General features: G+C 71.4%; 10 protein-coding genes. 1 reads left to right on the forward strand and 9 read right to left on the reverse strand.

The genetic code is table 11. The annotated features are described in order from the left end of the window. Positions 1–115: 115 nt before the first annotated feature. The gene (gene oxc / locus ABNF97_RS00630) at positions 116–1,849 is read left to right on the forward strand and encodes an oxalyl-CoA decarboxylase (RefSeq protein WP_130462592.1); all 1,734 of its coding nucleotides are present in this window, start codon (positions 116–118) and stop codon (positions 1,847–1,849) included. An 88-nt stretch (positions 1,850–1,937) separates the two neighbouring features. On the opposite strand, the gene ABNF97_RS00635 is transcribed toward oxc, so the two are convergent. The 9 genes from ABNF97_RS00635 to ABNF97_RS00675 all read right to left on the reverse strand — a co-directional run bounded on the left by ABNF97_RS00635 (position 1,938) and on the right by ABNF97_RS00675 (position 12,024). Next, positions 1,938–3,218: an RNA polymerase sigma factor gene (locus ABNF97_RS00635; RefSeq protein ID WP_349337276.1), complete on the reverse strand. Its 1,281-nt coding sequence runs from the start codon at positions 3,216–3,218 to the stop codon at positions 1,938–1,940. After that, positions 3,202–3,594, reverse strand: coding sequence for a YciI family protein (locus ABNF97_RS00640; protein WP_130462593.1), 393 nt, complete (start codon positions 3,592–3,594; stop codon positions 3,202–3,204). The genes ABNF97_RS00635 and ABNF97_RS00640 overlap by 17 nt, the downstream gene beginning before the upstream one ends. Before the next feature lie 125 nt (positions 3,595–3,719). Then, the gene (locus ABNF97_RS00645) at positions 3,720–4,481 is read right to left on the reverse strand and encodes an FCD domain-containing protein (RefSeq protein WP_130462594.1); all 762 of its coding nucleotides are present in this window, start codon (positions 4,479–4,481) and stop codon (positions 3,720–3,722) included. 228 nt (positions 4,482–4,709) lie between these two features. Then, a complete protein-coding gene (gene gcl / locus ABNF97_RS00650; protein ID WP_130462595.1) occupies positions 4,710–6,413 on the reverse strand; it encodes a glyoxylate carboligase in 1,704 nt (567 codons plus the stop codon). Positions 6,414–6,417: 4 nt separating this feature from the next. Continuing rightward, positions 6,418–7,959, reverse strand: coding sequence for an aldehyde dehydrogenase family protein (locus tag ABNF97_RS00655; RefSeq protein WP_349337277.1), 1,542 nt, complete (start codon positions 7,957–7,959; stop codon positions 6,418–6,420). A gap of 116 nt (positions 7,960–8,075) precedes the next feature. Further along, positions 8,076–9,065: a 2-dehydropantoate 2-reductase gene (locus ABNF97_RS00660; RefSeq protein WP_349337278.1), complete on the reverse strand. Its 990-nt coding sequence runs from the start codon at positions 9,063–9,065 to the stop codon at positions 8,076–8,078. Between the two features lie 140 nt (positions 9,066–9,205). Then, positions 9,206–10,411 carry a hypothetical protein gene (locus ABNF97_RS00665; protein WP_349337279.1) on the reverse strand — a complete coding sequence of 402 codons (1,206 nt, stop codon included), beginning with the start codon at positions 10,409–10,411 and terminating at the stop codon, positions 9,206–9,208. An 89-nt stretch (positions 10,412–10,500) separates the two neighbouring features. Continuing rightward, positions 10,501–11,316 carry an SAM-dependent methyltransferase gene (locus ABNF97_RS00670; protein ID WP_349337280.1) on the reverse strand — a complete coding sequence of 272 codons (816 nt, stop codon included), beginning with the start codon at positions 11,314–11,316 and terminating at the stop codon, positions 10,501–10,503. A gap of 198 nt (positions 11,317–11,514) precedes the next feature. Continuing rightward, positions 11,515–12,024 (reverse strand): hypothetical protein, encoded by a 510-nt coding sequence (locus ABNF97_RS00675; protein WP_130462599.1) that lies wholly within the window; start codon positions 12,022–12,024, stop codon positions 11,515–11,517. Positions 12,025–12,221 lie beyond the last annotated feature (197 nt).

Here is a 12,221-nt window from a genome sequence, read left to right on the forward strand (position 1 = left end):
GACACTCCGCTGTCACATGGTCCACGATTATTGCCTACCCCATACGGTATGCAGTCTTTGGGGCACGGGAAGGACACGGCTTCCCGTCGTACGACGATGATGGAGGATTCTGATCATGACCATCGCTTCCCTCGGGGAGTCAGAAGCCAGCGGCCTCGTGAGTGCGCAGAAGCTGACCGACGGGATCCATCTGGTCGTCGACGCGCTCAAGCTCAACGAGATCGACTCCATCTACGGCGTGGTCGGCATCCCGATCACCGACCTGGCCCGCCTGGCGCAGGCGTCCGGCATCCGCTTCATCGGATTCCGGCACGAGAGCGCCGCCGGGCACGCGGCGGCGGCGGCCGGCTTCCTGACGAAGAAGCCGGGAATCTGCCTCACGGTCTCCGCCCCGGGGTTCCTCAACGGGCTGGTAGCCCTGGCCAACGCCACGGTGAACTGCTTCCCCATGGTGCAGATCTCCGGCTCCAGCGAGCGGCACCTCGTCGACCTGCAACGGGGTGACTACGAGGAGATGGACCAGTTGGCGGCGGCTCGACAGTTCGCCAAAGCGGCATACCGCGTACAGCGGGCCGAAGACATCGGCCGCGGCGTGGCCCGCGCGATCCGCACCGCCGTGTCCGGGCGACCGGGAGGGGTCTACCTCGACATCCCGGCCGCGGTCCTCGGCGAGGTCATCGACGCGGAGCTGGGCGCGGCGTCACTGTGGCGGGTCGTCGACCCGGCCCCGCGCCAGGTGCCCGAACCCGCGGCCCTGGACCGGGCGATCGAACTGCTCGCGAGCGCACGGCGGCCGCTGGTCGTGCTCGGCAAGGGTGCCGCGTACGCGCAGGCGGACGACCAGATCCGGCGGTTCGTCGAGCTCACCGGTCTGCCCTACCTGCCCATGTCGATGGCGAAGGGCCTGCTGCCCGACGACCACCCGCAGTCGGTGGCCAGCGCCAGATCACTGGCCCTCCGGCGGGCCGACGTGGTGATGCTCGTCGGTGCGCGCCTGAACTGGCTGCTCGGACACGGCGACGCGCCACAGTGGAACGCCGACGCCAGGTTCATCCAGGTGGACATCGCCAGTACCGAACTGGACAGCAACCAGCCCATCGCGGCACCGCTCGTCGGCGATGTCGGTTCGGTGATGCAGGCGCTGATCGACCGGACCGGACCCGGCCGGATCGTGGTCCCGGCCCAGTGGCGGGACGAACTCGCGGCCCGCTCCGCCGAGAACGTCGGCAAGATGGCCAAGCGCCTGCAGGCCGCCGAGACGGCACATCCGATGAAGTTCCTCGGCGCCCTACAGGCCATCCGCGACGTCCTGCGGGAGAACCCGCGGACGTATCTGGTCAACGAGGGCGCGAACGCGCTGGACCTGGCGCGTAACACCATCGGCATGCCGGTGCCGCGTCACCGCCTCGACAGCGGCACCTGGGGGGTGATGGGCATCGGTCTGGGGTACGCGATCGCCGCCGCCGTCGAGACCGGGGACCCGGTCGTCGCCATCGAGGGCGACAGCGCGTTCGGGTTCAGCGGCATGGAGATGGAGACGATCTGCCGCTACAACCTGCCCGTCGTCACCGTCGTGCTGAACAACAGCGGCGTCTACCGTGGCGACGAGGGGTCGTCGTCCGGGGACCCGGCACCGACCGCGCTCAGCGCCCGGCACGACCTCATGATCGCCGCATTCGGCGGCCGGGGCTACCGGGCGACGACGCCGACGGAGGTCGCCGTCGCCCTGCGCGAGGCCCTGGCGCTGGGCAGACCCGCGCTGATCGACTGCGTCATCGACCCCGCCGACGGAACCGAGAGCGGCAACATCTCCCACCTCAACCCCAAGGGCATCACGGTGCAGCGGTGAGGCCCGGCGCTACCTCCTCCGGACACGCGGAGCCGAGCCCGCATCGACCGGACGAGGACGACAGCGGACCCGACGAGGACGACAGCGGCTACCGGGACGGGTTCTCCAGCCGGGCCAGCCGCCGGTTGAGATAGCGCTGTTCGGGCAGGCTCGCGGTCAACCGCGCCGCCAGCCGGTACTCGTCCGCGGCGCCGGTCGGATCACCGTCGAGTTCCAGCAGGTGCGCGCGTACCGCGTACAGCCGGTGGTGCCGGCGCATGGCGGGGTCGGTGCGCAACGGGTCGAGCATGGCCAGACCGACCGCTGGTGAGTGGGCCATGGCGGCGGCGACGGCGTGGTTCAGTGTGACGGTCGGGCCGGGAGCGGTCCGCCCCAACATGTCGTAGAGGACGCTGATCTGCAACCAGTCGGTGTGCTCGTAGCTGCCGGCCTCGGCGTGCACCGCGGCGATCGCGGCCTGGAGCTGGTACCTGCCCACGTGCCCGCGGGGCAGGGTCGTCTCGAGTAGCGCGACACCCTCGTCGATCATGTCCCGCCGCCAGCGTGAGCGGTCCTGCTCCGCCAGCGGTACGAGATCGCCGGCGGCGTCGGTCCGGGCGGGTGACCGCGCGTGGGTGAGCAGCATCAGCGCGAGGGCGCCGGAGACCTCGGCATGGTCGGGCAGTGCCGCGTGTACCTGGCGGGTGAGCCGGATCGCCTCCTCGGCGAGTGAGGCGTCGAGCAGGGTCTCGCCGGAGGTCCGGGCGTAGCCCTCGGTGAAGACCAGGTGGCACACGTCGAGAACCGCGGCGACCCGGGCCGGTAGCTCGGGCGGTGACGGCATCTCGAACCGTGCGCCCGCCTGCCGCAGTGCCGTGCGGGCCCGGCTGAGTCGTTGGGTCATGGTACGGGCCGGTACGAGGTAGGCGGCGGCGATCTGCTCCACGTTCAGCCCGGCCACCGCGCGCAGGCTGAGGGCCACCTGTGACGGCCTGCTCAGCACGGGATGGCAGCAGAGGAAGAGCAGCCGGAGCGTGTCGTCGACCTCCGGGTGCGGCACCTCGTCGGCGGCCGGCGCGATGGCAGGATCGTTCCCCTGGCGGGCGGCGTCCAGCGCCTCGCGGCGGCTCCGGGCGGAGTCCGCCCGAAACCTGTCGATCAGGCGCCGCGACGCGACCCGGATCAGCCAGGCCCGTGGATCGTCCGGTAGCCCGCCGGCGGACCACTGGGCGGCGGCGGCCTCCGCGGCATCCTGGACCGCGTCCTCGCAGTCGGCCAGGTCGCCGTACCGGCGCAGGAGCGCGCCGAGGACGTGCGGCGCCTCCCGGCGCCACACGTCCGCCAGCGTCGGCAGTCCGGTTCCGGCCGGACGGCTACTGGTCGTCGCCACCGGGCCACATCAGGGGCCGCAGTTCCACCGTTTCCCCGGGGCCGGAGAACTTCACGGCGACCTCCTCGGCGCGGGACCGGCTCTCCACGTCGATGAGGAAGAAGCCCGCCAGATGCTCCTTCGCCTCCGAGTACGGACCGTCGGTGGCCAGCGGCGCACCGTCCTGCCAGCGGTAGAGCCGCGCCGCCGACGGTGCGCCCAGCGCCTCGCCGCTGATCAGCTCGCCATTGGCCTGTAGCTCGGTCAGCACCTGCTCGAAGTCGGCGTTCAGCCGCTTGCGCAGGTCCTCGGGCAGCTCCTGGTGGGCGGCGAGGTAGTCGCCGGTCGGGTGTCCCCACGGTTGGGGATTCGAGTGGATCAGGATCAGGTACTTCATCGGATTCACCTCCGGGTCGCGCGACGGGGCGGTTCCGTCGCTCGACTGGAACGTCGGTGCGGCCCCGCCGATGTCGACACCGCGCGGTCACGATTTCCGGGACGGCAGCCGGGCATCAGGGAGGATCAGCCCAGGGTTTCCCGCTCGGCGGCCTCCCTGCGGCGCTGGTGGTAGCTCTCCCGGGTGCGCTCGGTGTGCTTGCGCATCAGCTCGCCGGCCCGGCGGCCGTTGCGGCTGGCGATCACCTCGATCAGCTCCGCGTGCTCGTCCCAGGCCTCCCGGCCCCGTGACCGGGCGATCGGGGCGTAGTACCACCGCACCCGCCGGTCGACCATCGCGATCAGTTCGGCCAGGACCTTGTTGCCGGACATCTCGACAACGTACGCGTGCAGCGCCGCGTTCGCGGCGACCAGCTCCACCTGGTCGTCGTCCTGCAGCGCCTTCTCGCCGGCCTCCTGTAGCTCGCGGAGCCGTTCCACCTGCTCCGCGGTGGCCTGCCGGGCGGCCAGCCGGGCCGACTCCGACTCCAGCAGGGTACGGGTGGCGAGGAGCTGGTCCGCCTCCTCCTCGGTCGGCACGTGCACGAACGCGCCGAGTGCCGGGCGCAGGTCCACCCAGCCCTCGCTCTGCAGCCGTTGCAGCGCCTCCCGGACCGGCTGCCGGCTGACGCCGAGCTGGGCCGCGAGCTCGTTCTCGACCAGGTGCTCGCCGGGGCGCAGCTCGCGATTGATGATCATCTCCGCGATCACGTCGTAGACCGCCTGCCGCAGCGGCGCGGGCCGTTCCAGGGGCTGGCGCGCCACCCGTGGCTCGCGGCGGGCCGCGGTGAGTCGTCGCCGCCCACTACTGGCGCCGGCAGGCGAGGCCGAGCCCCCCCATTCGGTCATGGACTACCTCCGGCTGCGAAGAAACCGATCGGACGTTCGTTGGCTATAGCATACAGTCGTCCAGATGCAATCGTCGTTGCCATCCCGGCGCGGCAGGTCGCCATCCCGGAGGCGGCAAAGGCCACGGCGGTCAGCCGGAATCACCGCCAGCGATGGTACGGGTCGACCGTGCGCGCGTCGGCGGGGTGGGCGACGTCGCCCACCCCGCCGGTCGGGCCGCGAGATCCACTATTCGGTTTCCGGCACCGGCTCGAACTCGTGCACCTGGGCGATGGAGAGCCCGTGCGCGGTGTTCGCCTCGCGTTCGACCATCACCTCGACCAGTACCGGACGGCTGGTCCGCCGGGCCTCCTTGCTGGCCCAGGCGAGGGCGTCGGCGATCTCGTCGGGGTGCCGCACCCGGCGCCCGGTGCAGCCGTACGCCTCCATGATCTTGACGTTGTCCGTGCCGTACTCGTCGTAGTGGATGTCCACCTCGTAGTTCATCTCGTAGCCGATCTCGGCCTGCCGGATCAGTCCGAGATACTCGTTGTTCAACATCACCAGTACGAAGGGGATGTTGTACTGCGCGGCGACCGCGAGCTCCTCGACCAGGAACTGGAACGAGTAGTCCCCGACCACCCCGACCACCTCGGCGTCGGGTCTGGCGGATTTCACCCCGATCGCCGCCGGGATCTCCCAACCCAGCGGACCGGCCTGACCGCAGACCTGGTAGTGCCGGGGCTTGAACACCCGCTGGAACTGTCCGGACCAGATCTGGTAGAGACCGATCGCGGTGACGAAGTAGGTGTCCGGGCCGAAGAACTCGTTGAGCTCCCGGAAGACCCGGGGCGCCTTCACCGGTACGGCGTCGAAGTCGTCCCGGCGGCGCAGTGTCGCGCGCAGCCTGCGGACCAGCGAGACCCATTCACCCCGGTCCCGCCGTACCCCCCGACGCCGGACGGCGTCGAGCAGCGCGGCGAGGAACGCCCCGGTGTCCGAGACCACCCCGAGGTCCGGCCCGAAAACCTTGCCGAGCTGGGTCGGCTCGATGTCGACGTGGATGAATTTCCGGTTGCCCCGGTAGGTCGGGAGGTCCCCGGTGTGTCGGTCGCCGAACCGGGCGCCGAGCGCGAGCACCAGATCGGACTCCAGGAAGGACGCGTTGCCGAAGCGCTGGGTGGTCTGGATGCCGGTCATCCCGGCGAAGAGATCGTGGTCCTCCGGGATCGCGCCCTTGCCCATCAGGGTGACCTGGACCGGGATGTCCAGCGTCTCGGCGACCTCCCGGAGCAGGTCCGTGGCCTCGCCGATGATCACTCCGCCACCGGCCAGGATCAGTGGCCGCTCGGCGGCGAGCAGCATGTCCAGCGCCCGCTCGACCCGGGGCAGGTGCGGCTCGACCCGGGCCACCGGAAGTGGGGCGTCGATCGAGGCGTCCCACTCGATCTCCTGCCGTGCCACGTCGATCGGCAGGTCGACCAGGACCGGCCCGGGCCGTCCGGAGCGGGCGATCCGGAACGCCTCCCGGAAGATCCAGGGCGCCTGGGCGGCCTCCTTCACCTGCACCGCCCACTTCGTCACCGGCTTGGCGATCTCGACGATGTCGACCGCCTGGAACGCCTCCTGGTGCAGCTTGGTGGTCGGCGCCTGGCCGGTGATGCAGACCATCGGGATGGAGTCCGCCTGTGCGGTGTAGAGACCGGTGATCATGTTGGTGCCGGCCGGGCCGGAGGTGCCGATCGCGACCCCGACCCGGCCGTTGGTCCGGGCCCAGCCGTCCGCCATGTGCGTGGCACCCTCCTCGTGCCGGACGATCAGGTGCCGGATGTCGCTGCGCCGCAGCGCCGCGTAGAGCGGCAGGATCGCGGCACCCGGGCAGCCGAACGCGATGTCCACGCCCTCCGAGGCGAGCACCGAGACGACCGCGTCCATGCAGGGGATCCTGGTCATGGGTTCAGACCTCCGGGTAGTGGGCGTGGGTGGGGAAGTTGCCGTACCGGCGCTCGCCGGGCGGGCCCTCGGTCACCGCGTGCACCAGCAGGGCGCCGCCGACGAAGTCGCCCCGCCAGGAGGCGCCCCGGCCGCCGAAGACCTCCTGCCGGTCACCCCGGGAGCGGGGCCGGTTGACACCGATCTTGAACGCCCGCAGCTCGCCGCCCAGCCGCTGCGCGGTCGCGTCGTCGTCACAGGCCAGCGAGGCGACCAGCGCCCCGTTGCTGGCGTTCATCCCGGCCAGCAGTTCGGCCTCGGTGTCGACCAGCACGATCGTGTCGACCGGCCCGAACGGTTCGGCGTGGAACAGCGGCGAGGAGGGCGGCGGAGCGAGGATCGCCACCGGGGCCAGGTACGCCGACCGGTCCTGGCCGGGCAGGAACCGACCGTCGTCCAGCGACCCACGGTGCAGCGGTATGCCGCCCTTGGCGATCGCCGCCTCGACGACGTCGGTCAGCTCCTTGGCCTTGAGGTCGTTGATCAGGGGACCGAAGTCGAGGTCGGGGAAGCCGTCCTGTCCCGGCTCGACCGCGAGCGGATGTCCGAACCGGACGTCCCGGACCGCCGGCAGGTACGCGGTGAGGAACCGGTCGAAGAGCGAGCGCTGTACGACGTACCGGGGGTAGGCGGTGCAGCGCTGCTTGGCGTACTCGAAGGACCTGCGGACGTTGCCGGCGAGGGCGTCCCAGTCGCTGAACTCCCAGACGCCCCAGCAGTTCAGCCCCTCCTGCTCCAGCACGTGCCGCTTGCTGGAGTTGAGCAGGCCGGCGGCGACCTGGCTGCCGGCGGAGCGGCCCCCGACGAAGAAGACGCAGGCGATCTCGGGCGAGTCCACCAGCACCGGGGAGAGTTCGGCACCGCCGCCGCTGACCAGCGTGATCGGCAGGCCGTGCCGGGCGGCGAGGGCGATGGCCAGGGTCAGGCAGCTCACCCCGCCATCGGTGGGCGCCTTGGCCACCACCGCATTGCCGGCGAGCACCTGCACCAGTACCGAGTGCATGATGACGCTCATCGGGTAGTTCCAGCTTGAGATGTTGCTGATCGGCCCGGGCAGCGGGGAGCGGCCGGCGAGCATGGAGTCGATCTCCTCGACGTACCACCGCACCCCGTCGAGGCAGCGGTCGACGTCCGCGGTGGCCAGCCGCCACGGTTTGCCGATCTCCCAGACCAGCAGCAGCGCCAACAGGTCGCGGTGTGCCGCGAGGGCGTCGAGCGTCGCGCTGACCCGGGCCCTGCGCTCGGCCAGCGGCCGGGTCGACCAGCCGCGGTGGGTGTCGGCGGCGGCCCGGACCGCCTCGGCGGTGGTGGTCGCGGTCAGCCGGGGCGGGCCGGCGATCGGGGTGCCGTCGACCGGTGAGGTGGCCGGGACCGGGTCGCCGTCGGCACGCCACCGCCCGCCCCAGTAGTTGCGGACGCGGTCGTCGGCGAAGGCCTCGGGTGCGGTCTCGCGGCAGCGGGCGAAGACGTCCTCCCAGGCGGTGCCTGGCTTGCGGATCAGGGTCACGGGAGCCTCCAGGGCCTCGGGTGTCCTGCGGATTGGCGAGATTGCCGGGCCGGGACGGGTCGATGGATCGGTGGGTCCCGCCGATGGTCGACCGGCACCGGACGGTCAGGCGGTCGTCATGCTGGGGCCGGCGCCGGCCGGGCCACGGTCTTGGCCAGCAGCTCGGTCGCGGCGTAAATGGTGCGCAGCGTGGGTGCCGGCGCACCGGTGATGTCGGCGATCTCCACCACGGCGGCGACGATCGCGTCGAGTTCCATCTCCTTGCCCGCCTCGAGGTCCTGCAACATCGAGGTCTTGTGGTGGCCGACCCGCCGGGCGCCCTCGACGCGCTTGCTGATCGAGATCTCCGGCGTACTGCCGACCCGGCTGGCGATGTCGAGTGTCTCCGTCATCATCTGCTCGACCACCCGGCGGGTGCCGGGGCTCTCGCAGATCTCCGCCATGGTGGCCCTGGTCAGGGCGCTGATCGGGTTCAGTGACACGTTCCCCATCAACTTGATCCAGATGTCGTCGCGCAGTCGCGGCTCGACCGGACACTTCAGTCCGCCGGCCACCATCGCGTCGCTGAACCGCTGACACCGCTGCGAGACCGTGCCGTCCGGCTCTCCGATGGAGAACCGGGTCCCCTCCAGGTGCCGGATCACCCCGGGCGACTCGATCACGGTGGCCGGGTAGACAACGCAGCCGATCGCCCGCTCCGGAGCCATCACCGCCGAGGTCGCCCCGCCCGGATCGACGGCCTCGATCCGCTGCCCCTCGTACGGCCCCGCGAGCTTGTGGAAATACCACCACGGGATGCCGTTCTGCCCGGCGACGAGCGCGGTCTCCGGGCCGAGCAGCGGTTCTAGTAGCGGCCCCACCGAGGGGTAGGAGTGCGCCTTGAGGCCGAGGAACACGTAGTCCACCGGCCCGACCTCGTGCGGGTCGTCGGTGGCGTGCGGGTGCGCCGCGAAGTCGCCCCGGGGACTGTGCACCCGTACCCCCTTCGCCCGCAGCGCGGCCAGGTGTGCACCGCGGGCGATCAACTGGACATCCACCCCGGCCCGGCACAGGGACGCACCGACGTACGCGCCGATGGCGCCGGCTCCGAGCACTGCAACTCGCACGTGCTGCTCCCTTCTCGTACGACGTCCGCCCGGCGCCCAGCGACGCGACAGCGGCGCGGTCCCGTATGCGTTATCCTGACTACAGTATGCAATCTGAGTTCAGGCTGACAAGCCTGCCGGTCGGGGCAGGAGCGGACGCGCTACCGCAGGGTCGAGCCGGTGACCGTCGGGTTGCGGGCGCCGAGGAAGAAGATCCCCGGGAAGCCCCGGGTCTCGAAGCCGTCGCTGGGATTGCGCCGCAACGTCGAACCCTCGATCCGCATCGTCCCGGTCCGGTCGTTGCTGACGAAGAAGACCGCTCCGCCGCCCTCGTTGGCCCGGTTGTCCTGCACCACGCTGCCGGCGATCGTCACCGTGAACCGGTTGCCGTCGGCGTAGATGGCACCGCCGCTGCCACCGCCGGGCGTACCGCTCCGGGCCGGGTTGGCACCCCGGCCGACCGCCCGGTTGTGGCTCAGCACGCTGTTGAGCACCACCCAGGAGACACCGATGCTGCTCAGCGCGCCGCCGTTGGCGCAGCTGCCGCCCTGCCCGGCGGCGCCACCGAAGGTGCTGTTCACCACGTACACCGGAAGCCCCTTGTGCTGGCTGAGCACCCGGATCGCCGCGCCGCCGAGATCCGGACCGGTCCGGTCGCACCGGTTGCGGACGAACCGTGAGTTGACCACCTTGAACCGCCCGCCCCGGACGAAGATCGCCCCGCCACCGCCGCCCTCGGCCTTCTCGCCGGTGGAGTTGCCGTCGGCGAAGGTCAGGTTCTGCACGGTGAGCTGCGGGTGGTCCTGGTCCTGGCAGTGCGAGGTGGTCCAGCCCTGCGCCCGATCGCAGGTGTTCATGTAGAGGATCCGGCGCTTGCCGCCGCCGCTGAGCGTGACCTTGCCGCCGCCGTCGAGCACGATCCGGGGACCGGTCGAGTTCCGGATCTTCGCGGTCGCCCGCATCGTGATGGTGACCGGGGCGGGGCCGCAGGAGAAGGTGATGATCCCGCCCTTGGCGACCGCCGCGACCACCGCCTCGGAGGTGCAGCTCGCCGGCGTACCGGTGCCGATCACCCGGGTCGGCCTGGTCGTGTCCACCGCGCGGGCCTCGGCCGGGACGGCGGCCCGGCCCTTCGGGTTGCCCGGCCGGGGCAGCGCCGGCGCCGGCCTGGTGGAGGCGGACGGCCTGGCGGTGGGTGACGGAGTGGCCGGAGCCGACGGCGACGGCGTCGCGGCACCGGTGTCGGCGACCGCTGGAGCCGATTGCGGGGCGGTGGACCGGTCGTCCGCCGCCGAGCCGCAAGCGGTCAGGCCGATCGCGGTCGCCAGTACGGTCGCGATCAGCCCGGGGATGGTCCTGGTACGCACCGGCAGATCCTAGGTGTGGACGCTCGGATCGGCCGAGGCCAGCCGGCCGGCTTAAGGAACTCTTCAGACCGGCGGGCCGGTGCGGACGCTCACGGAATCCGGGCGACCGCCCCGTACATGCAGATGTCGTCCGGCTCGGGTGGGGTGCTGCCGGGCGCCGGCCGCCAGTTCCCGATCGGCACGACCCCCGGGTCGACCAGGTCCAGGCCGGTGAAGAACCGGGTGAACTCGTCCCGGCTGCGGGGCCGGCTCAGTCCGCCGGTGGCGGCGTTCGCCTCCTCCAGCTTCGCGACAATCTCCGCCGGTACGCCGTCGTAGGTGCCGTGTGACATCACCAGGTAACTGCCGGACGGCAGCGCGCCGACGAGCCGGGCCACGACGCCGTACGGGTCCTCGAAGTCGCGTACGAAGTGCAGGATCGCGACCAGCGTCAACCCGACCGGCTGCCGCAGGTCGAGGGTGTCGTGCAGATCCGGGGCCTCCAGGATCGACGCCGGATCGCGCAGGTCCCGTTCGATGTAGGCGCTCCGGCCCTCCGGGGAGGAGCTGAGCAGGGCCCTGGCGTGTGCCATCACCAGCGGATCGTTGTCCACATAGACGACCCGGGACTCGGGTGCGATCCGCTGGGCTACCTCGTGGGTGTTGTCGGCGGTCGGCAGCCCGGTGCCGATGTCGAGGAACTGCCGGATGCCGACCTCCCCGGTCAGGAACCCCACCGTGCGTTGCAGGAACCTGCGGTTCTCCTGGGCGGCGCGTTTGACCGTCGGGAAGACGGCGGCCACCTGGTCGCCGGAGATCCGGTCGGCGGCGAAGTTGTCCTTGCCACCCAGCCAGTAGTTGTAGCGGCGGGCGGGATGCGCCACGGTCGTGTCCACCTTGCCCGCCGGGCTGGTCGGGTCGCTCACGGCACCTCCGAGGAGTCGGTTCCACCGGTCCGGTCGGTGCGGCGGCCGAGGGGTCGCCCGGAACCGGACGTGATGCCGGGGTGCGGCACCGCACCGATTATGGTTCACGGCGCCCGTCCCGTCGATCTTGTCCCCGTTCCTGTCCGGAACGACCGGACCGCGGACCCCTGCCCGGAACGACCGGACCGCAGGTCACCGTCAGGCGGTCAGGAAGCCGTACCGGGCGGCGTGCTCGGGGTCGGCGGGGTCGATCTGCCGGATCCCCTCGTCGGCGAGGCGCTTGTTGACCTCGTCGAGGTGGTCGCGCACCAACCGCGCCTCCTCCTCGGTGACCCGGCCCCGGTGCGGTTTGCCGGCGTGCTCCAGAGTGGCGTAGTCGATCCGTTCCCGACTCGCCCTGGCCGGGCGTACCCGTTCGGCGGTCCGCAGCAGCTGGGCCATGGGCACGTCGGTGGCGAGGGCGTCGAACTCGCTGGCGGTGAGCACCACCCGGCGGGGCGCCTCCCCGGGCCGGCCATCGTGGATCTCCACGACCGCGACGTCGAGCGCCGCGTCGTCGATGCTCTCGACCTCGGTCGGCTCGGCCTCCAACCGCACCGGCCCGGCGACCAGGTCGGGGTGGTCCAGCACCACGATCCGGACCACCTCGTCGGCGGACCGGACCACCTTGCCACTGAAGTCGGAGACGTGAACCGTCCGTTTACCCATGCCTGTGCCATCTCCTGTCCCGCGAGGCCGCCCGACGCCAGCTCCTCGGCGGGCGACGGCCAGAACAGAAATTACCCGACAGGTGTGCGAAACCGCCCGGTGGGGCTGGGCGTGTTCCGGACATCGCGCGGCCGGGTCCGGGGTGCCGCGTCGTTGGCGGGTGCCGGCGGGTGGGAATATCCGTACCTAGTACGTTG

This window comes from Plantactinospora sp. B6F1 (genome assembly GCF_040120695.1).
Classification (GTDB): domain Bacteria; phylum Actinomycetota; class Actinomycetes; order Mycobacteriales; family Micromonosporaceae; genus Plantactinospora.

Excerpts from the sequence above, each read along its gene's own strand:
- oxc (WP_130462592.1), top strand. The coding sequence starts at position 116 with ATGACCATCGCTTCCCTCGGGGAGTCAGAAGCCAGCGGCCTCGTGAGT.
- ABNF97_RS00640 (WP_130462593.1), bottom strand. The coding sequence starts at position 3,594 with ATGAAGTACCTGATCCTGATCCACTCGAATCCCCAACCGTGGGGACAC.
- ABNF97_RS00645 (WP_130462594.1), bottom strand. The coding sequence starts at position 4,481 with ATGACCGAATGGGGGGGCTCGGCCTCGCCTGCCGGCGCCAGTAGTGGG.
- gcl (WP_130462595.1), bottom strand. The coding sequence starts at position 6,413 with ATGACCAGGATCCCCTGCATGGACGCGGTCGTCTCGGTGCTCGCCTCG.
- ABNF97_RS00675 (WP_130462599.1), bottom strand. The coding sequence starts at position 12,024 with ATGGGTAAACGGACGGTTCACGTCTCCGACTTCAGTGGCAAGGTGGTC.